This is a genomic window from Limnohabitans sp., from assembly GCF_046052825.1.
GTDB lineage: Bacteria > Pseudomonadota > Gammaproteobacteria > Burkholderiales > Burkholderiaceae_C > Limnohabitans.
The window spans coordinates 11,133-31,868 of sequence record NZ_JAVLFP010000058.1 but is presented as its reverse complement, the minus strand read 5'-3'; the positions used below and the strand labels follow the sequence as shown (position 1 = coordinate 31,868).

The 20,736-nt window shown below is 56.0% G+C and carries 16 protein-coding genes and 1 tRNA gene; 14 read left to right on the top strand and 3 right to left on the bottom strand.

What is annotated here, in order from left to right; genetic code table 11:
• From rpoC to ACKWJN_RS09845, 6 genes are all read left to right on the top strand, one after another.
• Nucleotides 1-4,221 carry a DNA-directed RNA polymerase subunit beta' gene (gene rpoC / locus ACKWJN_RS09870; RefSeq protein WP_408596459.1) on the top strand — a complete coding sequence of 1,407 codons (4,221 nt, stop codon included), beginning with the start codon at nt 1-3 and terminating at the stop codon, nt 4,219-4,221.
• A gap of 80 nt (nt 4,222-4,301) precedes the next feature.
• The gene (locus ACKWJN_RS09865; RefSeq protein WP_408596457.1) at nt 4,302-4,859 is read left to right on the top strand and encodes a LemA family protein; all 558 of its coding nucleotides are present in this window, start codon (nt 4,302-4,304) and stop codon (nt 4,857-4,859) included.
• Nucleotides 4,856-6,199, top strand: a complete 1,344-nt coding sequence (rsmB, locus tag ACKWJN_RS09860) for a 16S rRNA (cytosine(967)-C(5))-methyltransferase RsmB (RefSeq protein ID WP_408596455.1) — start codon at nt 4,856-4,858, stop codon at nt 6,197-6,199. Before ACKWJN_RS09865 ends, rsmB begins: the two co-directional genes overlap by 4 nt.
• Before the next feature lie 25 nt (nt 6,200-6,224).
• On the top strand, nt 6,225-6,812 hold the full coding sequence (locus tag ACKWJN_RS09855; RefSeq protein WP_408596454.1) for a DUF4390 domain-containing protein: 588 nt from the start codon (nt 6,225-6,227) through the stop codon (nt 6,810-6,812).
• Nucleotides 6,809-9,085 (top strand): ATP-binding protein, encoded by a 2,277-nt coding sequence (locus tag ACKWJN_RS09850; protein ID WP_408596452.1) that lies wholly within the window; start codon nt 6,809-6,811, stop codon nt 9,083-9,085. The genes ACKWJN_RS09855 and ACKWJN_RS09850 overlap by 4 nt, the downstream gene beginning before the upstream one ends.
• A 21-nt stretch (nt 9,086-9,106) precedes the next feature.
• The gene (locus ACKWJN_RS09845; RefSeq protein WP_408596450.1) at nt 9,107-9,766 is read left to right on the top strand and encodes a response regulator; all 660 of its coding nucleotides are present in this window, start codon (nt 9,107-9,109) and stop codon (nt 9,764-9,766) included.
• A gap of 21 nt (nt 9,767-9,787) precedes the next feature.
• Here ACKWJN_RS09845 and ACKWJN_RS09840 read toward each other — a convergent pair whose 3' ends face one another.
• A complete protein-coding gene (locus ACKWJN_RS09840; protein WP_408596449.1) occupies nt 9,788-10,393 on the bottom strand; it encodes a hypothetical protein in 606 nt (201 codons plus the stop codon).
• A gap of 86 nt (nt 10,394-10,479) precedes the next feature.
• Here ACKWJN_RS09840 and ACKWJN_RS09835 point away from each other — a divergent pair, with 86 nt between their 5' ends.
• The 8 genes from ACKWJN_RS09835 to ACKWJN_RS09800 all read left to right on the top strand — a co-directional run bounded on the left by ACKWJN_RS09835 (nt 10,480) and on the right by ACKWJN_RS09800 (nt 17,210).
• Complete coding sequence (locus ACKWJN_RS09835) at nt 10,480-11,133, top strand: TetR/AcrR family transcriptional regulator (RefSeq protein WP_408596447.1); 654 nt, start codon at nt 10,480-10,482, stop codon at nt 11,131-11,133.
• An 87-nt stretch (nt 11,134-11,220) separates the two neighbouring features.
• Nucleotides 11,221-11,760: a TRAP transporter small permease gene (locus ACKWJN_RS09830; RefSeq protein WP_408596445.1), complete on the top strand. Its 540-nt coding sequence runs from the start codon at nt 11,221-11,223 to the stop codon at nt 11,758-11,760.
• Between the two features lie 14 nt (nt 11,761-11,774).
• Nucleotides 11,775-13,052 carry a TRAP transporter large permease subunit gene (locus tag ACKWJN_RS09825; protein ID WP_408596443.1) on the top strand — a complete coding sequence of 426 codons (1,278 nt, stop codon included), beginning with the start codon at nt 11,775-11,777 and terminating at the stop codon, nt 13,050-13,052.
• Nucleotides 13,053-13,137: 85 nt separating this feature from the next.
• Entirely contained in the window at nt 13,138-14,142 is a 1,005-nt protein-coding gene (locus ACKWJN_RS09820; RefSeq protein ID WP_408596441.1) for a TRAP transporter substrate-binding protein, read from the top strand.
• Nucleotides 14,143-14,210: 68 nt separating this feature from the next.
• Complete coding sequence (gene aroQ / locus ACKWJN_RS09815) at nt 14,211-14,660, top strand: type II 3-dehydroquinate dehydratase (RefSeq protein ID WP_408596439.1); 450 nt, start codon at nt 14,211-14,213, stop codon at nt 14,658-14,660.
• A 5-nt stretch (nt 14,661-14,665) separates the two neighbouring features.
• Complete coding sequence (locus tag ACKWJN_RS09810; RefSeq protein ID WP_408596437.1) at nt 14,666-15,496, top strand: shikimate dehydrogenase family protein; 831 nt, start codon at nt 14,666-14,668, stop codon at nt 15,494-15,496.
• A 40-nt stretch (nt 15,497-15,536) separates the two neighbouring features.
• Nucleotides 15,537-15,612 (top strand) — tRNA-Phe (locus ACKWJN_RS09805).
• 347 nt (nt 15,613-15,959) lie between these two features.
• Nucleotides 15,960-17,210 (top strand): MFS transporter, encoded by a 1,251-nt coding sequence (locus ACKWJN_RS09800; protein WP_408596435.1) that lies wholly within the window; start codon nt 15,960-15,962, stop codon nt 17,208-17,210.
• Between the two features lie 270 nt (nt 17,211-17,480).
• Here ACKWJN_RS09800 and ACKWJN_RS09795 read toward each other — a convergent pair whose 3' ends face one another.
• Both ACKWJN_RS09795 and ACKWJN_RS09790 read right to left on the bottom strand, forming a co-directional pair.
• Nucleotides 17,481-18,461, bottom strand: coding sequence for an amidohydrolase family protein (locus ACKWJN_RS09795; RefSeq protein ID WP_408596433.1), 981 nt, complete (start codon nt 18,459-18,461; stop codon nt 17,481-17,483).
• 114 nt (nt 18,462-18,575) lie between these two features.
• Complete coding sequence (locus ACKWJN_RS09790) at nt 18,576-20,675, bottom strand: ATP-dependent helicase (protein WP_408596431.1); 2,100 nt, start codon at nt 20,673-20,675, stop codon at nt 18,576-18,578.
• Nucleotides 20,676-20,736: the final 61 nt, after the last annotated feature.

The window sequence follows — 20,736 nt, the reverse complement described above, 5'->3', positions numbered from 1 at the left end:
ATGAAATCATTACTCGACCTGTTCAAACAGTTCACGCCCGACGAGCATTTCGATGCCATCAAAATCGGCATGGCTTCGCCCGAAAAGATCCGTTCGTGGTCTTTCGGTGAAGTCAAAAAACCCGAAACCATCAACTACCGCACCTTCAAGCCTGAGCGTGACGGCCTGTTTTGCGCCAAGATTTTTGGCCCCATCAAGGACTACGAATGCTTGTGCGGCAAGTACAAGCGCCTCAAGCACCGTGGTGTGATCTGCGAGAAGTGTGGCGTTGAGGTCACTCAGACCAAAGTGCGTCGCGAACGCATGGGCCACATCGATTTGGCCGCACCTTGCGCCCACATCTGGTTCTTGAAGTCGTTGCCTTCGCGTTTGGGCTTGGTGCTCGACATGACGTTGCGTGACATCGAACGCGTGTTGTACTTTGAAGCTTATGTGGTGACCGATCCTGGCATGACACCGTTGAAGAAATTCGCGATCATGACCGAAGACGACTACGATGCCAAAGTGCAAGAGTACGGCGATGAATTCACCGCCAAGATGGGCGCTGAAGGTATCAAAGACCTGCTCGAAGCGCTCGTTCTCGACGTTGAAATCGAAAAACTGCGCAACGACTTGACAGGTTCGGAACTTAAAATCAAGAAAAACGCCAAGCGTTTGAAATTGATGGAAGCGTTCAAGAAATCAGGCATCAAGCCCGAGTGGATGGTCCTGACCGTGCTGCCCGTGTTGCCACCAGACTTGCGTCCTTTGGTGCCTCTGGACGGTGGCCGTTTCGCCACCTCCGATTTGAACGACTTGTACCGTCGCGTCATCAACCGCAACAGCCGTCTGCGCCGTTTGCTGGAACTCAAAGCGCCAGAAATCATCGCGCGCAACGAAAAACGCATGTTGCAAGAAGCCGTGGACAGCTTGCTGGACAATGGCCGTCGCGGCAAGGCCATGACAGGCGCCAACAAACGTGCCCTGAAGTCTTTGGCCGACATGATCAAAGGCAAGAGCGGTCGTTTCCGTCAAAACTTGCTGGGCAAACGCGTCGACTACTCCGGTCGTTCGGTGATCACCGTGGGCCCAACACTCAAGCTGCACCAGTGCGGTTTGCCCAAGTTGATGGCGCTTGAATTGTTCAAGCCGTTCATCTTCTCGCGCCTCGAAGCCATGGGCATTGCAACCACCATCAAGGCAGCGAAGAAAGAAGTTGAATCGGGCTCGGCCGTGGTGTGGGACATCTTGGAAGAGGTGATCAAAGAGCACCCCGTCATGCTCAACCGTGCGCCTACGCTCCACCGCTTGGGCATTCAAGCGTTTGAGCCGATCCTGATCGAAGGCAAAGCCATTCAGTTGCACCCCCTCGTTTGCTCGGCCTTCAACGCCGACTTCGACGGTGACCAGATGGCCGTTCACGTGCCTTTGTCGGTGGAAGCACAGATGGAAGCCCGCACCTTGATGCTGGCTTCGAACAACATCTTGTTCCCGGCCAACGGCGAACCCTCCATCGTGCCGTCACAAGACGTGGTGTTGGGCTTGTACTACGCCACCCGCGACCGCATCAACGGCAAAGGCGAAGGCTTGATCTTCTCCAACGTCGGTGAAGTGCAGCGCGCATTGGACGCCGGTGCCGTGGAGTTGACCGCCAAGGTCAGCGTGCGCATGACCGAGTGGACCAAAGACAAAGAGTCGGGCGAGTTCATTCCCTCCACCAGCTTGGTCGACACCACCGTCGGTCGCGCCCTGCTGTCGGAAATCTTGCCCAAAGGCTTGCCTTTCTCCAACCTCAACAAAGCGTTGAAGAAGAAAGAAATTTCCAAACTCATCAACACGGCATTCCGCAAGTGCGGTTTGAAAGAAACCGTGGTGTTTGCCGACAAGCTGTTGCAAAACGGTTTCCGTCTGGCCACCCGCGCTGGCATTTCGATCGCCATTGACGACATGTTGGTGCCGACTGAAAAGCCCGCCATCATTGCCGCGTCAGAAAAAGAAGTCAAAGACATCGAGCAGCAATACGTCTCGGGTCTGGTGACCTCTGGTGAGCGTTACAACAAAGTGGTGGACATCTGGGGCAAGGCGGGTGACGCCGTGTCCAAGGTGATGATGGACCAACTCCGCAAAGAGAAAACCATTGACCGTCATGGCAACGAAGTCGAGCAAGAGTCGTTCAACTCCATCTACATGATGGCCGACTCAGGCGCGCGTGGTTCTGCCGCTCAGATTCGCCAATTGGCGGGTATGCGTGGTTTGATGGCCAAACCTGACGGCTCGATCATCGAGACGCCTATCACGGCGAACTTCCGTGAAGGCCTCAACGTGTTGCAGTACTTCATTTCGACCCACGGCGCACGTAAAGGCTTGGCCGATACCGCGTTGAAGACCGCCAACTCGGGTTACCTGACCCGTCGTTTGGTGGACGTGACGCAAGACTTGGTCGTGACCGAGTTGGATTGCGGAACCGTCAATGGCCAACTGATGCGCGCCATTGTCGAAGGTGGTGAGGTCATCGAATCTTTGCGTGACCGTATCTTGGGCCGCACCGCGGTTGAAGATGTGGTGCATCCCGAAACCCGTGCCGTGCTGGCCAAGGCTGGCGAGATGCTGGACGAAGACTTGATCGACATCTTCGAAGCCGAAGGTGTGGACGAAGTGAAAGTGCGCACGGCATTGAACTGCGAAACACGTTTTGGTTTGTGCGCCAAGTGCTATGGCCGTGACCTCGGTCGCGGTGGTTTGGTCAACAACGGTGAAGCGGTCGGCGTGATTGCTGCACAGTCCATCGGCGAACCAGGCACCCAGCTGACCATGCGTACCTTCCACATCGGTGGCGCTGCATCGCGTGCAGCCATTGCCTCCAGCGTGGAAGCGAAGTCCAACGGCGTGATCGGCTTCAACGCCACGATGCGTTATGTGACCAACAGCAAAGGTGAGTTGGTGGTGATTTCGCGCTCTGGCGAAATCATCATCAGCGACGAGCATGGCCGTGAGCGTGAGCGTCACAAAGTGCCCTACGGTGCGATCTTGTCGGTCAAGGCCGACCAGTCGCTCAAGGCCGGTGTGATCTTGGCCAACTGGGACCCATTGACCCGACCCATCATCACCGAATTCGCCGGCAAGGTGTTGTTCGAGAACGTGGAAGAAGGCCTGACGGTTGCCAAGCAGCTTGACGAAGTGACGGGTCTGTCCACCTTGGTGGTGATCGATCCCAAGCGTCGCGGCTCGACCAAGGTGGTGCGTCCACAGGTCAAGCTGATCGACGCGGCTGGCAAAGAAGTCAAGATCCCTGGCACCGACCACGCCGTGACCATTGGCTTCCAAATTGGTGCTTTGATTCAAGTGCGTGACGGTCAAGATGTGGGCCCAGGCGAAGTGCTCGCCCGTATCCCGGTCGAAGGTCAAAAGACCCGCGACATCACGGGTGGTTTGCCACGCGTGGCCGAACTGTTCGAAGCCCGCAGCCCCAAAGACAAGGGCATGCTGGCCGAGATGACCGGTACCGTGTCGTTTGGTAAAGAGACCAAAGGCAAGGTTCGTTTGCAGATCACTGACCCAGAAGGCAAAGTGTGGGACGAACTCATTCCCAAAGAGAAGAACATCTTGGTCCACGAAGGCCAAGTGGTCAACAAGGGCGAGAGCGTGGTGGACGGCCCAGCCGATCCACAAGACATCTTGCGCTTGCTCGGCATGGAAGAGTTGGCTCGCTACATCGTCGACGAAGTGCAAGATGTGTACCGCTTGCAAGGCGTGAAGATCAACGACAAGCACATTGAAGTGATCGTGCGTCAGATGCTGCGTCGCGTGGTGGTTGAAAACGTGGGTGACTCCAACTACATCGCCGGTGAGCAAGTGGAGCGTTCTGAAATTCTCAACACCAACGAAGCGCTGCAAAAAGACGGCAAGATCCCGGCGACATTCAGCAACTTGTTGCTGGGTATCACCAAGGCATCCTTGTCGACCGACTCGTTCATCTCGGCGGCTTCCTTCCAGGAAACCACCCGCGTGCTGACCGAAGCGGCCATCATGGGCAAACGCGACGAGTTGCGTGGCTTGAAAGAAAACGTCATCGTGGGCCGTCTGATTCCAGCCGGCACGGGCATGGCCTATCACAAAGCGCGCAAGGTCAAAGACGCCATGGACGACGCCGAGCGCCGTGCCATTGCCGAAGCCGAAGCGGCTGAGCTGGCGGAGGCCTCGGGAGAGGCCCACGCCGACGAAGGCGCTGGCGAGGAAGCGTAAAGCGATCCCACAACAAAGGCCCGCAAGGGCCTTTGTTGTTGATGGGGTGGGCGTGTCAAAGCAAGACGAAAGGTGACGGCATGGTGGATGCTTGGTGGTTCTGGCTGTTGGTCGCGGTGGGTGTGTTTTGGGCTGTTGGTGCCTATCAGCGCTTGGTCAAAATGCGCACATTGGTGACCAAACAATTTGGCGTGCTCGAAGAGTTGATGTTGCGCTACCAAGGTCTGGTGCAAGATGCCACCACAGCCGCTGTGACGTCGCCCTCTGGATGGCACACCGCTGTGGCCCCTGAATTGGGCGCCAGCCATTGGACGCGGTTGCAGGTAGCGGCCAATTTGTCGGCCATGGCCTTAGCGCGCATGCAAGAGCACCCTCTGGAGCCTTCATCGGCCATTGCCCTCGTGGCCACCAGCCGAGACTTACAAGATGCCTGGGGAGCGCTCACGCATCCGGACGTTTATTACGTCAGCGTGCCCGACGAGTTGACCCAACGTTGGGCGGAGCTGAGCATTTCCATCCAACCCGATGTGCAACGCTTCAACCAAGCCGTCGACACCTACAACCAAGCGATCGCCATGTTTCCTGCCAACTTGTTGGCGCGCGTTTTCAAATACAAACCCGGACGACGACTCGAATGACCACACCTTCTGTTGCACCTGTGGCCCTTTGGCAGCAGTTGCAAGCGGTTGCACATGCATTGGCGCAAGTGCGCCGCGGTGTGTCTGGCACCGCAGCTTTGGCGGCAGTGCCATCCGCGTTGCGCCCTGGCGTTCAAGCCTTGTTGTTTCAAGTGCTGCGACAGTTGGGTCGTGCCCAAGCACTGCGCGCCCAATTGGCGCCCCGTGCACCGGCACCTTTACCCGATGCCTTGCTGTGCAGCGCCTTGGCATTGGCGTGGGACGAAGCGCATGCGCCGTATGAGCCCCATACCTTGGTCAACCAAGCGGTAGAGGCCGCTAAAAAGACCCGTGCCTTGCAGGGCCAAGCAAATTTTCTCAATGCATGCCTGCGCCGCTTTTTGCGTGAACGTGATGCCTTGGTGCTGGCCACAGATCAAGCGCCGCAAGCCCAATGGAACCATCCGCTGTGGTGGATCAAGCTGCTGCAAAAAGACCATCCCGAACACTGGCAAAGCATTTTGCAAGCCAACAACCAAGCGGCACCGATGACCTTGCGTGTGAACACACAACGCACCACCCGCGACGCTTTGCAGTTGCGCTGGCAAGCAGCAGGCATGGCCTCTTCACCGGTGGGGCAGCAAGGCTTGGTTTTGGGGCAAGCGCTTGCAGTGCGCGAGATCCCGGGCTTTGAGGAGGGCCTGTGCTCGGTTCAAGACGCTGCCGCCCAATGTGCGGCTCAAGGCCTGCTATCGGGGCTCAGGCCGCCGACAGCCGCTGGTTGGCGTGTGTTGGACGCCTGCGCCGCGCCGGGTGGAAAGACCGCACATCTGTTGGAGCTGCTGGGGCCGCATGACCAAGTCGTGGCCTTGGACATTGATCCGCAGCGGTGTGAGCGTATCGATCAAAACCTGCAACGCCTCGGCCTCCAAGCCCAAGTGGTGGCCGCAGATGCCGCCCACCCTCAGCAGTGGTGGGACGGCCAGTTGTTTGATGCTGTGCTGTTAGACGCCCCATGTACGGCGTCCGGCATCGTTCGGCGACATCCGGACGTACGCTGGTTGCGGCGCGAAACCGATGTGGCGCAGTTGGCCGCCATTCAGAAAAACCTGCTCAACACACTTTGGCCTTTGGTGCGGCCCGGCGGCCGATTGTTGTACTGCACCTGCTCGGTCTTCAAAGCAGAAGGGGACGATCAGCTCAAAACGTTTGTTGGACACAACACTGACGCCCAATTGCTGCCCTGTCTGGGCCATTTAAGACCCCAAACTGTGCTCACCGGCGCTGCCCTCGCTGACAATCTATCGGGTGATCACGATGGCTTCTATTACGCACTGCTGGAAAAGAAATTGGCGCTTTGAGTCTTTGACGCTTTGCTGCGCGCGCATGCTGCGCCTCTTGGCTTGGGGGCTGCTGTGTCCCTGGAGCCTGTCCACGGCATGGGCTGCCACTCCCGTTGAATTGCAAAACCTGAAGATCGTGCGCTTTGAACAAGGCGTCTATGCCTCGGCGAACTTGGAGTTCGAGTTGCCGACCGTGCTGGAAGAGGCCATGTACAAGGGCGTTTCCTTGTATTTCGTGACGGAGATCGACATCTTTCGCGAACGTTGGTACTTTTACGACCAGCGTGTGAGCCACGCCGAGCGTCATGTGCGCGTCACCTACATGCCCCTGACGCGTCGTTGGCGCGTCAACGTCTCTCCCAAACCTTTCAGTGCAACTGGTTTGGGCATGAACATTGGGCAGACCCATGACACCTTGGAAGACGCCTTGGTGGCCGTGCGCCGCGTGGTGCAATGGCGTGTAGGGGCGGCCTCAGATGTGGAGGCGGATGCACGGCAGAGTTTGGAAATCAGCTTCAGGTTGGACCTCAACCAATTGCCCCGGCCCTTGCAGATGGGTGCTGCGAGTCAGAGTGAATGGAACCTCAAACTGGCTAAAACACAGCGTTTGGTGCTGGAGCCTGGCCCATGAAAATCCAAGCCCTCGACAGCGTGAAGTTGACCGGGCTTCAAGTGCGCTGGTTGATGGTGGTCAGCGCGGCGGTGGTGATTGGTTTGGGTCTGGTGTTGTTGTTTTTGTTGACACAGGCCACCGACAACCGAGAACTCTACGAGCGCAACTATCGGCAGTTGTTCATCTTGAATGTGGTGGTCGCCACCTTGTTGATGTTGGTGATTTTGTGGCTTTGTTTGCGCTTGATGCTGCGCCTGAAACAGGGCAAATTTGGCAGCCGTTTGTTGCTCAAGATTGCAGCCACGTTTGCCCTGGTGGGGTTGCTGCCCGGCTTGTTGATCTACAGCGTGTCTTACCAATTTGTGTCCCGCTCGATCGAGAGTTGGTTCGACGTCAAAGTGGAAGGTGCGCTCGACGCTGGCTTGAGCCTTGGGCGCGCAACCCTGGACAGTTTGGCCAGCGATTTGGGCCAGAAAACACGAGCCTCCGCATCGCAAATCATTGACTTGCCAGATGCTTCTGTGGGGCTGAGCTTAGAGCGGCTGCGCGATCAATTGGGTGCGGACGACGTGATTTTGTGGAACACCAGTGGACAAGCTTTGGCTGGCGCCGGAAATTCCCGTTTCAAAATCAACCCCGACCGGCCATCCTCTGTGGAGCTGCGACAAGCCAAATCCCAAGGATGGGTGACGTCTATCGATGGCTTGGAAGAGGCTCAGACCAAGGGCAATGCACAAGCCCGAATCAAAGCCTTGGCACTGGTGCCGGCCTCGGGTCTGGGGCTGTTGGTGGAGCCTCGCGTGCTGCAAGTGACCAAGGCCATTCCACCCACCCTGGTGAACAACGCCTTAGCGGTAGAACAGGCCTACCGTGAATACCAAGAGCGCGCCTTAGGGCGTGATGGTTTGCGCAGCATGTACATCGGTACTTTGACGCTGAGTTTGTTCTTGGCGGTCTTTGGTGCCGTGTTGTTGGCGGTGTTGCTGGGCAACCAACTGGCACGGCCTCTCTTGATGCTGGCGCAGGGCGTGCGTGATGTGGCGGCGGGTGATTTGAGTCCTAAACCGGCGCTTCAAGGTCGGGATGAGTTGGGGGGATTGACCCGTTCTTTTGCGCAGATGACTCAGCAACTGTCGGAGGCGCGCGCCGCGGTGGATCGCAGCATGGGGCAGGTCAGCCATGCCCGTGCCAATTTACAAACCATTTTGGACAACCTCACGGCCGGGGTCATCGTGCTCGATGGGTCTGGCGTCATTCAATCGTCGAACCCTGGCGCCACGCGCATCTTGCGGGTTCCGCTGGCAGCGTGGGAAGGACGGGCATTGGGAGAGATCGAGGGCATGGCTGAGTTTGCGCAGCATGTCCAGCAAGAATTCGACGGTTTTTTGGGCGAGCGCAGTCAGCACGGCTTGGACCATTGGCAGCAGTCGTTTGAACTGCACGCCACCATGATGAGCCCCGCGGTTGAAATGGTGGATGACACGCGTCAGCACATCACGTTGCTGGCAAGGGGCGCGGTCTTGCCAAACCATGCTCGGTTGTTGGTATTTGATGACATCTCTGAAATTGTCTCTGCGCAGCGCGCGCAAGCTTGGGGCGAAGTGGCGCGACGTTTGGCCCATGAGATCAAAAACCCACTGACCCCGATACAGCTCTCCGCAGAGCGCTTGGCCATGAAGCTCGACGGGAAACTGTCCGAGCCAGACCAAGTGATGTTGAACAAGTCAGTCAAAACCATCGTGGACCAAGTTGATGCCATGAAGCGGTTGGTCAACGAGTTCCGCGACTATGCCCGCTTGCCGGTGGCCGAGTTGCATCCCTTGGATTTGAATGCTTTGGTGCAGGACATCTTGCAGCTGTACGGCAATGAAAACGCGTTGGTGCCCGTGCGTGTGGAGCTCGACAGAGACTGCCCCGCCATTCAGGGCGATGCGCAACAACTCCGACAAGTCGTGCACAACCTGCTGCAAAACGCACAAGACGCCACAGAAGGGGCGGTCCCCGCGGAGGTGTTCATTGCCACCCAGTGGGTGCCTACATCAGGGCGGGTTCGCTTGGTGGTGCGCGACAACGGGCCTGGTTTCCCAAGCAAAATCCTCAAACGTGCTTTTGAACCCTATGTCTCAACCAAGAGCCGAGGCACGGGTTTGGGCTTGGCCGTGGTGAAAAAAATTGCCGATGAACATGGCGCACGCATTGATTTGAAGAACCGCGAACTCTCAGGTGTGGTGGTCGGTGCACAAGTGTCGTTATCATTCCCTGTTGGTGAGCAGCAACACTCCTTGCTCTAATTCAGCGAAACACGTTCTTTCATGGCAAATATTTTGGTGGTTGATGACGAGTTGGGCATTCGTGACCTCTTGTCAGAAATTCTCAACGACGAAGGTCACGCCGTTGAGGTGGCAGAAAATGCCGCAGCAGCACGCGCCGCCCGTCTGGCGGCTCGCCCCGACTTGGTTTTGCTGGATATTTGGATGCCCGACATGGATGGGGTGACCTTGCTCAAAGAGTGGGCCGCAGCAGGTTTGTTGACCATGCCTGTGATCATGATGAGCGGCCACGCCACCATCGACACGGCGGTGGAAGCCACCCGCATAGGTGCCCAGGCCTTTTTGGAAAAACCCATCACGCTGCAAAAGTTGCTCAAAGCGGTGGAGCAAGCCTTGGTGCGCAAAGCTGTGGCGCCCTCCTTGGTAAGAAACCCCTCGACGCTTGCTTCAGAAACAGTTTCAGCGTCTGTCGGTTCTGCGCAAGCGGTGGTGCTGCCGCCAACGCATCAAAGTTTTGAGTTGGACCTGCCCTTGCGTGATGCACGTGACGCTTTCGAGCGAACCTATTTCGAATTTCACCTGAGCCAAGAAAACGGCTCCATGACGCGGGTGGCCGAAAAGACCGGACTTGAGCGCACGCACCTCTACCGCAAGCTCAAACAACTTGGCGTGGACCTGTCCAAACCCAAGCGCGCTACCTGACCGATTTGGCCCGCGCAAGCTTTAGCGTGGGTGCGTGTCGACCGCTTCTGATCCAAAAGCCTGCCGGCGAGCAAAGCGCTTGATGCGAGTGTGTTGGGCCATCCAGCGCAGGGCAAATGCGCCAATCACCGCGCCATTGACGTCACCAATCACCATGTAGAAAACCTGCTGCCGATCGACCAGTTGCGAGGGATCGATCAGGCTCCACAGCACATGATGGCAAAGCGCATTCAGCACCGCGTACAGCAGGGCCAAGCGAAGCAGGTCAGACAATTTGCCCAACGACAAGCGACGCTGCAGCAACACCTGCAAGGCCACAATCGCCAACGCGGCACCGCCCGCAGAAACGGCCACATTGCTCAGGGCGATGCCCCAGCTTTCTGAAGTCCAGAGCATCAGCATGATGCCGCCCATGGTTGTGGCGATTGAACCCCACAACAAGCCCAGCACCAACACATTGGCTAAGCGCAAAAAACCAGGCAGATAAATGAGACTGATGTGATGGTTGATCTCAACTTGCTTGAGCAGCCAACCGTTGAGCAAATGCATCCCACAAAATAAACCACCCGCCAAGATGGACAGGGCCATCAGGTCAAAAGAGAAGTTCGACTCAGGTTGCTTGTTCATGCATTGCTATTCAAAATCACCCACATTATCCGTGAGGCGTGAGGAATGCCGTTTGCGTTGTGTTGACTCAGATTTATACTTTTGAAATGAACCAAATCGTACAAAAGAGCGCCGCCCAACCCACACGAACGAACGATCCGGCCCGCACCATGGCCGAAATTTTAGAAGTGGCCACCACCGAGTTTGCCGACAAGGGCTTGAGTGGCGCGCGCATTGATGAGATCGCTGCCGCCACCCGCACCAGCAAGCGCATGATCTATTACTACTTTGGCTCCAAAGAGGGCCTGTATGTGGCGGTCTTGGAAGAGGCCTACCGCAGCATGCGTCAAATTGAAAGTTCGCTGCATTTGAACGACCTCGACCCAGAGGAAGCGCTCAAGCGTTTGGTGGCGTTTACCTTTGACCACCATTCCGCCAACGAGTATTACGTCCGCTTGGTGATGAACGAGAACATCCAGCGTGGTCAATATTTGAGCCAAAGCAAGATCATTCAGCAATTGAATGTGCCGGCCATTGAGGCCATTCGCCATTTGTACGAGCGCGGTGTGACGGCCGGTGTGTTTCGGCAAGGTTTAGATCCGGTGGACATCCATGCATCGATCTCGGCCTTGACCTTCTTCAACGTGTCCAACAAGCACACCTTCGGGTTGATCTTCAAGCGCGGCAAAGCCTCGGCCGCCGCAGTGGCCTCAAGGCGGCAAAACATTGTGGAGATGGTGTTGAGGTTTGTTCAGAAGTAATAAATCCGAATCTAAGGGTTTTCACTGATCCACAGAAAACTATCCAGTTCGTACATTATGGCCAGGCTCATTCTGGAGGCATGTCACATGCTGACAAAGTTCATTTCTGTTTACTGTCGGTTCTTAGAGGTCTTGATCGCTGTGGCACTGGCCGTCATGGTTGTTTTGGTGTTTGGCAATGTGGTGTTGCGCTATGCCTTCAATTCAGGCTTGACCCTGTCTGAAGAACTGTCACGCTGGTTGTTTGTCTGGATGACATTTTTGGGCGCCGTGGTGGCCATGAAAGACGGCGCACATTTGGGCTCCGACACCTTGGTCTCCAAGTTATCCCTCAAGGGTCAAAAGGTGTTCTTGGTGATCGGGCACGCGTTGATGCTCTTCATTTGCTGGTTGTTGTTTGTGGGTTCCTTGAACCAAGCCCTCATCAACTGGGAGTCGACCAGTCCGGTGATGGAGTTGTCCATGGGGCTGTTTTATGGCTGTGGCATGGTGCTGGCGGCTTCAGGCGCATTGATCTTGCTGGACCGGTTGCTGCGATTGGCCATGGGCCAACTCGAAGACAGCGAGTTGATCGGGGTGAGGGAGTCTGAAGAAGAGCCCATCGACGTGCCTGCACCCTTGAAATAAAAAGAAAGACTCCCATGACGATTGCTGTATTTCTGGGCTCCTTGCTGGCTGCCATGGCACTGGGTGTGCCGATTGCTTTTTCACTGCTCTTGTGTGGCGCTGCGCTCATGATTCACATGGACATGTTTGATGCGCAAATCTTGGCGCAAAACGTGATTGAAGGCGCCAACAGTTTTCCGCTGTTGGCGGTGCCATTTTTCATGTTGGCCGGAGAGGTGATGAACACCGGCGGTTTGTCGCGTCGCATCGTGGACTTTGCCATGGCACTGGTGGGGCACATTCGGGGCGGCTTGGGCTATGTGACCATCGTCGCAGCATGCTTGCTGTCAGCACTGTCGGGCTCAGCAGTGGCGGATGCTGCGGCACTCACCGCCTTGCTGTTGCCCATGATGGTCAAGGCCGGGCACGACAAAGCACGCAGCGGCGGTTTGATTGCGGCCTGCGGGGTGATTGGCCCCATCATTCCCCCCTCGATTGGGTTTGTGATTTTTGGCGTAGCAGCCAACGTGTCCATCAGCAAGTTGTTCTTGGCCGGTATTTTTCCGGGCATCATTTTGGCGGCTGGTTTGTGGGCCACCTGGTGGTGGTTGACGCGACGTGAGGTGTTGACACCGCCCCCCCGCAAATCCACTGCAGAAGTCTTAGCCGCTTTGCGCAGTGCGGGTTGGGCATTGATGTTGCCGCTGATCATTCTGGTGGGTTTGCGCATGGGCGTGTTCACACCGACTGAGGCTGCCGTGGTGGCTGCGGTTTACGCCTTGTTTGTGGCCGGTGTGATCTACCGTGAATTGACCTGGACGCAACTGTTCCAGGTGTTTCAAACGGCGGCCAAAACCACGGCGGTGATCATGTTTTTGGTTGCCGCTGCGATGGTGTCGGCATGGTTGATCACGGTAGCCAACTTGCCGTCGCAAGTGGTCTCGTTGCTGGAGCCCTTGTTGAGCAGCCCCACCCTGCTGCTGATGGCCATCATGGTGCTGTGCATGATCGTGGGCACTGCCATGGACATGACGCCTACCATTTTGATTTTGACGCCCGTGCTGATGCCCATCGTCAAAGCCGCTGGCATTGACCCGGTGTACTTTGGCGTGTTGTTCATCATCAACAATTCGATTGGGTTGGTGACGCCGCCCGTCGGAACCGTGTTGAACGTGGTCGCTGGCGTGGGGCGCATGCGCATGGATGAGGTCACACGCGGTGTGCTGCCCTTCATGGCGGTTCAATTCATCGTCATGTTCTTGATGGTGCTGTTTCCTTCCTTGGTGATGGTGCCAGCACGCTGGTTCTATTGAAACTTCGATGCAGCGCCTGCAACAGTACGCCAGGCGATGCAACACTTGTTGGGTGCGTACGCAACTTAAATTTGGAGACTTTTCTATGAAACGCTTTTTCATCAAATCTGTGCTGGCCTCTTTGGCCATGGCTGCCGTCGGCTTTGCGTCCGCACAAGACATCAAAGAACGCACCTTGAAATTCGGCTTGAACGGTCCCGAGGGTCACCCTGCGGTCGCTGGCATGAAAGCCTTTGCAGAGTCGGTGGCGGCCAAATCCGGCGGCAAGATCAAGGTGCAACTGTTCTTGAACGGTGCCTTGGGCAGCGACCAGGCGGTGGTGTCTTCCATCAAAGGTGGCACCATTGAAATGGCGGTCATGAACTCGGGCATCTTGGCCAGCGAAGTCAAAGCGTTGGAAGTGTTTGACTTCCCGTTCATGTTCTCGAACGAAAAAGAAGCCGATGCCATCGCAGACGGCCCGATTGGCCAAAAGATGCATGCCATGTTGCAAGACAAGGGCATTGTGGGCCTGTCGTATTGGGAGCTGGGTTTTCGCAGCATCACGAACAGCAAACGCCCATTGAACAAAGTGGAAGACATCGAAGGGCTCAAGCTGCGCGTGATTCCAAATGCCATCAACGTGGATTGGGTCAAAGCATTGGGCGCGAACCCCACGCCACTGCCATTTCCTGAGGTGTATGCCGCCATGGAGCAAAAAGCCATTGATGGACAAGAAAACCCAGTCTCTGTGATTGCCGCCAACAAGTTTTGGGAAGTGCAGAAATATGTCACGCTGACCAACCACCAGTACAACCCACAGTCCGTGCTTTTCAGCAAAAAAGTGTGGGATAGCCTGAGCGCCACAGAAAAGAAAATCATCGATGATTCAGCAGATGCTGCAGCCAAAAATCAGCGCGCACAATCGCGCGCTGCCTTGGCTGCCAACTTAGAGCTGCTCAAGAAAAACGGCATGATCGTGTCTCAGTTTTCTGCGGCAGAAGTGAGCAAGCTGCGTGACAAGATGAAGCCTGTGATCGACAAGCACAGTGCGGCGGTGGGCCCCATCGTGGCCGAAGTACAGGCCGAGTTGGCCAAACTGCGCAAGTGATTCGTCAGGCGATACGGCAGCGGGCTCAGCAAGGCCTGCTGTTTTTTTAATTTCAACCAGAGACAGTCATGAAAATTTTGATGCTCAACGGAATCAACCTCAACATGTTCGGCAAACGTGATCCTGCCCAATACGGCACCATCACCTTGGACGAAATCAACGCCAGCATGAAACAACTGGGCAGTGAGTTGGGCGTTGAGGTGGAGTGCTTCCAGACCAACAGCGAAGGCGAGATGTGCGAGCGCATTCACCAAGGCTTTCGCGACCATGTAGACGCCGTGTTGATCAATGCAGGCGCATGGACCCATTACAGCTACGGCATTCGCGACGCGCTGGCCATTCTGACCTGTCCGATTGTTGAAGTGCACATGTCAAACATCCATGCCCGCGAAGAGTTTCGCCATCACTCGGTGTTTGGCGCCATCGTCAAAGGCCAGATCTGTGGTTTTGGCGAAGACAGCTACCTGTTGGCCTTGCGTGCAGGCGTGAATGCTGCCAAAAACGCTCAGAAAAAATAAGCTCCATGACGATCAACGGCAACACAGAAATCATTGCGCACATAGGCTACCCAACACACAGTTTCAAGTCGCCCATGATTTACAACCCGTACTTTGAACAAGCGGGTGTCAATGCGGTGGTGGTGCCCATGGGTTGTCAAGCACCGGACTACCCCACTTTTTTAAAGTCGGTCTTTGCCTTGACCAATATCCGTGGTGCCCTGATCACCATGCCGCACAAGGTGACGACGGTGGGCTTGTTGGATGAGGTCACGGCCACGGTCAAAGTGGCCGGTGCCTGCAACGCGGTGAAGCGCATGGCAGACGGCCGTTTGGTGGGCGATATGTTTGATGGCGCTGGCTTTGTACGCGGCGTGCAGCGCAAGGGCCTGAACTTGCAGGGCGCGCGTGTCTTGGTGGTGGGCAGTGGTGGCGTAGGGTGTGCGATTGCCGCCTCATTGGCAGGCGCCGGCATCGCTGCCATCTGTTTGTTCGATGTGAACACTGCATCTGCTGAGGCTTTGGGGCAGCGGTTGAAGCAAAACTATCCTGGCATTGATGTCAACACAGGGTCAAACGATCCAGCAGGTTTTGATTTGGTGGTCAACGCCACTCCCATGGGCATGAACGAAGGTGACCCACTGCCAATGGATGTGTCGCGCTTGTCCCCCCAGACCTTTGTGGGTGAGGTGGTCATGCGTTCGGACATCACCGCGTTCTTGGCAGCGGCACAAGCCAGGGGTTGCCGCGTGCAAGTGGGGTCGGACATGTTGTTTGAACAAATCCCGGCCTACTTGGAGTATTTTGGTTTTCCGACCACCACCGCAGACAACTTGCGGGCCGTGGCCAAGCTCTGAGGCGCGAACTGCGCTTTGACGGTGCTACAATTTAGCTCTCGGCCCGGTAGCTCAGTCGGTAGAGCAGCGGATTGAAAATCCGCGTGTCGGCAGTTCGATTCTGCCCCAGGCCACCATTAACAACCGTCGTATTACTCTGTGATACGGCGGTTTTTCTTTGCCTCAATCGGGTCGTCTTCAATTCAGCCTTTCAGAACTCACACACATCCAGCCCGACACCGTCTATTGACGAGTCGGTGAAGTCATCGTGTACAAGCGCAGCTGAACCTTGCTCTATCAATGCAGATACAAATTCACAAATGGCTCTTGGAAACCAAGTGTTTTGATGCCCTGATTGTTGAGTTGCATCCAAATCTGATCCTGGCGTTTTGACTCGAACAGTGACACACCTGACTTTTCAGTGATTGCTTTACAAGTGGCTTGTGTATAGTGAGTTGCAATGCCTAACTTCATCTGAAATCGAATGCACTTACAACCGAACAGGCATACTTCTTTTGAGGCCTTGCGACTTCCTCAATACCGACATTTGGTCATAGGTTTTTTATTGACCATGATGGCTGACAACGTGGAACATGTGATCAGTTATTGGGTCATGTTTGAGAAATTTAACTCGCCAGTGCTCGGCGGTTTTGCCGTTTTATCCCATTGGATTCCGTTTCTTGTTTTTTCACTCCCTGCAGGCGCTTTGGCTGATCGGTACGACCCAAGGCGATTGATTCAAGTGGGCTTGATCATGTTCATGGGGTGCTCTGCGGCGTGGGCTTACCTTTTGATGACGGACACCCTGACAGTCGGGTTGGCGATGTTCTTATTGGTGATACATGGCTTGTCCGGCGTGTTTTGGAGTACCGCCACACAAATCATCTTGTATGACCTGGTGGGCCAAGAGGTTCTTCCCAGTGCAGTGAGAACTCTGGCGACTGCGCGTTATGTGGGCTTGATTGTTGGGCCAGGCGTGGGCGGAGGATTGATGATTGTGTTGGGGCCTGAGTATGGTTTGCTCGCCAACTGTTTGCTTTATGTTCCCCACTTCATTTGGTTGATTCACGCGCCGTGCGGACCTCAATTCAGGCCAGCCAATGAAATACCTCCTGCTCGACCTTTTCGGGGAATTGAAGATCTCTTGTTGACGCTCAAAGAGATCGTCAACAACCGGCAGGTATGGATGATGACGCTGCTGGCTGGAGGTGCTTCATTCTTTGTCGCAAACAGTTACCAAGCGCAAATGCCAGCCTATGCAAATGACATGGGACTGGGCGATCCAGGGATGACTTACAGCATGCTCCTTGCGGCAGATGCCATGGGGGCACTGTGTGCAGGTTTGTTGTGGGAGTTTTTAGGCAGCAAGAGCAAGCCGACCACCAGCAAAGCTATGTTTTTTGCGTTGGTATGGGCGGTTTCGTTGGCGGCATTTGCACTCTCCAACAATTACATTCTTTCTCTGGTTGTGCTTTTTGTGGCGGGATTTGCAGAGCTGACCTCCAATTCGGCTGCGCAGACCATCGTGCAATTGCAAGCGCCCATCGCCTTTCGCGGCAGGATCATTGGCCTATTCAATATGTCAGCCTTGGGTCTGCGATTTGGTTCAGGACTTTGTGTTGGCGTGCTGGGTGGTGTGATTGGGAATCACGAATCACTTTTTGTAGCATGCGCAGTTTTTGTGATTTTTCTTGGGTGGTTGAATTTCAAACTCAAGCTCAAAAGCCACGGTTGAGCCTGGTTCCTCACACAATTGAGGAGCCGTGCTGCATCAGTTTTTCTGCCGATTCGAGGATGTCGACGAACAAGATCGGGAGCCGATCACAAAGCGAAAACATCGTCTCTTCGTGATCTAAAGCACCCTTTTTATTGGCCTTGCGATAGAGATGCCGCCCTAAAAAATCAACCGGTTCCGTTTATGGATCGGTGTTTGCTCCGAAGCTCTTTTGATATTCAAAGGGACGGTTCCAGCAAAAAATCCATCACTGCGTGACCAGTGAGTGCATCACACGTTCAGTTTGAAAAGATCCACCGCGTTGGTGCGACCGATCTTGAGCCGGTCTGCTTCGCTGATGCTGGTGGCATCAAACCATTCGCAGGCGTGGTCCACATTTTCAAAAGGCCAGTCGGTTGAAAACAAAATGCGGTCTGCGCCAATTTCCAGCATGGCGTCGATCAAGGTCTGGGTGCGGAAGTTGCCAGAGGTGGTGAGCCAAAAGTTTTGTTGGAAGTAGTCGGCCAGTGGCTTCTTGGCGGGGTAACTCTTGGGCGCTTTGACCCAGCCGTTGCGGTGGTCCACGCGCCACATGTTGTAGGGCAGGCCTTCGCCGAGGTGGCCGAGCACAATTTTCAGGCCGGGATGGCGATCAAACAGGCCGCTGGCCATCAAGCGCAAGGCGTGAACTGCCGTCTCTTGTGCAAAGGCCCAGGTGGGGCCCATCAGCCAAGGGTGACCGTCATAGATTTGGGCCCAAGATGAGATGGGGTTGCGCGGGTGCAGGTAAAACGGGGCATCCAGTTGTTCCGCTTTGGCCCAGAAGCCCTCGTATTGCGGAGCGTCGTAATAGACCACGTTCTCGGGTGTGTCGGTTTGGGAGAAGCCATTGACCAAAGCGCCACGAAAACCAAAGTCTTTCATGCAACGCTCCAGCTCTTGGGTGGCCGCGTCTGGGTCTTGCATGGGCAAGGCGGCAAAGCCTTGGAAGCGGTTGGGACGAAGGGCCACTTGCTCGGCCAGAAAATCGTTGGCGCGTTTGGCCATTTCAATGGCTTTGGCGCGGTTGGGGATGGCTTGGATGGCGGGCGCGTTCAGCGACAAGATCATCATCTCCATGCCGTTGTCGTCCATCTCGCGCAGCCGACGTTCTTGGATGTCGACCAAGCGAGCGCTGAGTTCGGTCCAGCTTTCGTCGGCCAAGAATCCCGCGGAGTCTTGCAGGGTTTCGGGGATCGCGAAGTGTTCTTCTAAGCCAATTTTTCCTTGCACGAGATATCTCCTTGTGGGTTTGAGTGAGGCCTGAATGTATCGAGGCGCGGTACGGATGGCAAACAAATTTCAGTGATGGCCCCCATCATTGGGGTGCATGGGCAGGCAGGCAGGTCAGTTGCGCGCGTTGGCGGCCGCTGTTTCTGCCGATGCGTCTGAGGCGCGTTTGGCAAATTCAGCGCGCAAGGCCTTGAGCTTTTCGCGTGGGTCTTCTTTGACGGTGGTTTTGTCCAAACCCATTTCTGCGATGAAGCGGCTGGGTTGGGCCGCAATCATGTCGCGGCCTTTTTTGCGGCGACGTGTCCAGCTCACCGCCAAGGTGCGTTGCGCCCGCGTGATGCCCACGTACATGAGTCGTCGCTCTTCTTGCAATCGCAGCGCGATGTTTTCGTTGGTGTGTTCGGTGCCGGGTTCGTCGTCCAGTCGAAACGGCAACATGCCTTCGGTCACGCCGACCAGCATGACATGGGGCCACTCCAAACCTTTGGCCGCGTGCAGGGTGGAGAGCGTGACGACGTTTTGGTCTTTTTCACGTTCCGTCAGGGTGGACAGCAGTGCGATGGTTTGGGCCACTTCCAACAGGTTTTTGGTCTCGCCGCTGGTGGTGACGCCAGCGGTGTCGTCGATCTCGCCGCCACAGCGCAGCGCCATCCAGTCGCAAAACTCCATGACGTTGGTCCAGCGCGAGGCGGCGACTTGTTCGCTGTCCTCCGAGTCGTAGAGGTGTTTTTCGTAGTCGATGTCTTTGAGCCAATCGGTCAGAAAGGTGCGTGCGGCTTCTGCGCCCTGGGTGTGGCGCGCGCGAAATTCCAGGTCGTTCACATAGCGGCCAAACTCGTGCAGGCTACCCAACGCGCGCGCGTTGAGCACCGAAGACAAGCTGCTGCTGAACAAGGCTTCAAACAGGCTCAGCTTGTACTGGCTGGCAAACACGCCCAGGCTTTGCAGGGTTTGGTGTCCAATGCCGCGCTTGGGGGTGGTGACGCTGCGCAAGAAAGCCGGGTCATCGTCGTTGTTGACCCACAGCCGCAGCCAAGAACACAAGTCTCGAATTTCGGCACGGTCAAAAAAGCTTTGTCCACCCGATACCTTGTACGGAATTTGCGCTTTGCGCAGGGCTTTTTCAAAGATACGTGCTTGGTGGTTGGCGCGGTAGAGCACCGCAAAGTCTTTGAGTTCTCGGTGTTGCGCGCCTTCGCCCGCCACTTCGTGTCCGGCGCGCAGCGATTGAATGCGCGCCACCACGCGCTCGGCTTCGTGTTCTTCGTTGTCGGCGTCAACCACGCGAACCGGTTCACCTTCGCCCAGCTCAGAGAACAAGGTTTTGGGAAACAGCTTGGGGTTGGGTTCGATGACGTTGTTGGCAGCACGCAAGATGGCGCTGGTGGAGCGGTAGTTTTGCTCCAGCTTGATGACTTTGAGGGCAGGAAAGTCTTGCGGCAAGCGCTTGAGGTTGTCGAGTGTGGCGCCGCGCCAGCCGTAAATGGACTGATCGTCATCCCCCACCGCCGTGAAGCGGGCGTTGTTGCCCACCAGGCACTTGAGCACTTCGTATTGGGTGGCGTTGGTGTCTTGGTATTCGTCGACCAGCACGTGGCCAAGTTGAGCTTGCCATTTGAGGCGAACCTCTTCGTGGTCTTGCAGCAGTTTGAGTGGCAAGCCAATCAAGTCGTCAAAGTCCACGCTTTGGTAGGCGGTGAGACGTTCTTCGTAGCGCGCCATGATTTTGGCAATGGTGCGTTCGTTGTCATCTTTGGCGATTGCTTCGGCTTGCGCAGCATTGAGGCCCATGTTTTTCCACAAGCTGATGGTCCACTGCCATTGACGTGCAGTGGCTGCATCGGTGGTGCCGCCTGCATCTTTCAAGATACCCGTGACATCGGCGCTGTCCATGATGCTGAACTGCGGCTTGAGTCCCATGACACCACCGTCTTGTCGCAACATGCGCACGCCTAGCGCGTGGAAGGTGCAAATGACCACGTCTTTGGCCGCTTTGCCAATCAGGCCTTTGGCGCGTTCACGCATTTCGGCGGCTGCTTTGTTGGTGAAGGTGATGGCGGCGATGCGCTTGGGTTCAAGTCCCGCCTGGATCAGGCGGCCAATCTTGTGGGTGATCACGCGTGTTTTGCCGGAGCCCGCCCCCGCCAGAACCAGACAAGGGCCGTGCAAGAAATTCACAGCTTCTTGTTGTGCGAGATTGAGACCAGCAGACATGCGTGTGTGTGAGAAGGCAAAGCGGGCAATGATACCGGGGCACTTCGCGGGCAAAATACCC

Coding starts and splice junctions, on each gene's coding strand:
- rpoC (WP_408596459.1), top strand. CDS start 1: ATGAAATCATTACTCGACCTGTTCAAACAGTTCACGCCCGACGAGCAT.
- ACKWJN_RS09865 (WP_408596457.1), top strand. CDS start 4,302: ATGGTGGATGCTTGGTGGTTCTGGCTGTTGGTCGCGGTGGGTGTGTTT.
- rsmB (WP_408596455.1), top strand. CDS start 4,856: ATGACCACACCTTCTGTTGCACCTGTGGCCCTTTGGCAGCAGTTGCAA.
- ACKWJN_RS09855 (WP_408596454.1), top strand. CDS start 6,225: ATGCTGCGCCTCTTGGCTTGGGGGCTGCTGTGTCCCTGGAGCCTGTCC.
- ACKWJN_RS09850 (WP_408596452.1), top strand. CDS start 6,809: ATGAAAATCCAAGCCCTCGACAGCGTGAAGTTGACCGGGCTTCAAGTG.
- ACKWJN_RS09845 (WP_408596450.1), top strand. CDS start 9,107: ATGGCAAATATTTTGGTGGTTGATGACGAGTTGGGCATTCGTGACCTC.
- ACKWJN_RS09840 (WP_408596449.1), bottom strand. CDS start 10,393: ATGAACAAGCAACCTGAGTCGAACTTCTCTTTTGACCTGATGGCCCTG.
- ACKWJN_RS09835 (WP_408596447.1), top strand. CDS start 10,480: ATGAACCAAATCGTACAAAAGAGCGCCGCCCAACCCACACGAACGAAC.
- ACKWJN_RS09830 (WP_408596445.1), top strand. CDS start 11,221: ATGCTGACAAAGTTCATTTCTGTTTACTGTCGGTTCTTAGAGGTCTTG.
- ACKWJN_RS09825 (WP_408596443.1), top strand. CDS start 11,775: ATGACGATTGCTGTATTTCTGGGCTCCTTGCTGGCTGCCATGGCACTG.
- ACKWJN_RS09820 (WP_408596441.1), top strand. CDS start 13,138: ATGAAACGCTTTTTCATCAAATCTGTGCTGGCCTCTTTGGCCATGGCT.
- aroQ (WP_408596439.1), top strand. CDS start 14,211: ATGAAAATTTTGATGCTCAACGGAATCAACCTCAACATGTTCGGCAAA.
- ACKWJN_RS09810 (WP_408596437.1), top strand. CDS start 14,666: ATGACGATCAACGGCAACACAGAAATCATTGCGCACATAGGCTACCCA.
- ACKWJN_RS09800 (WP_408596435.1), top strand. CDS start 15,960: ATGCACTTACAACCGAACAGGCATACTTCTTTTGAGGCCTTGCGACTT.
- ACKWJN_RS09790 (WP_408596431.1), bottom strand. CDS start 20,675: ATGTCTGCTGGTCTCAATCTCGCACAACAAGAAGCTGTGAATTTCTTG.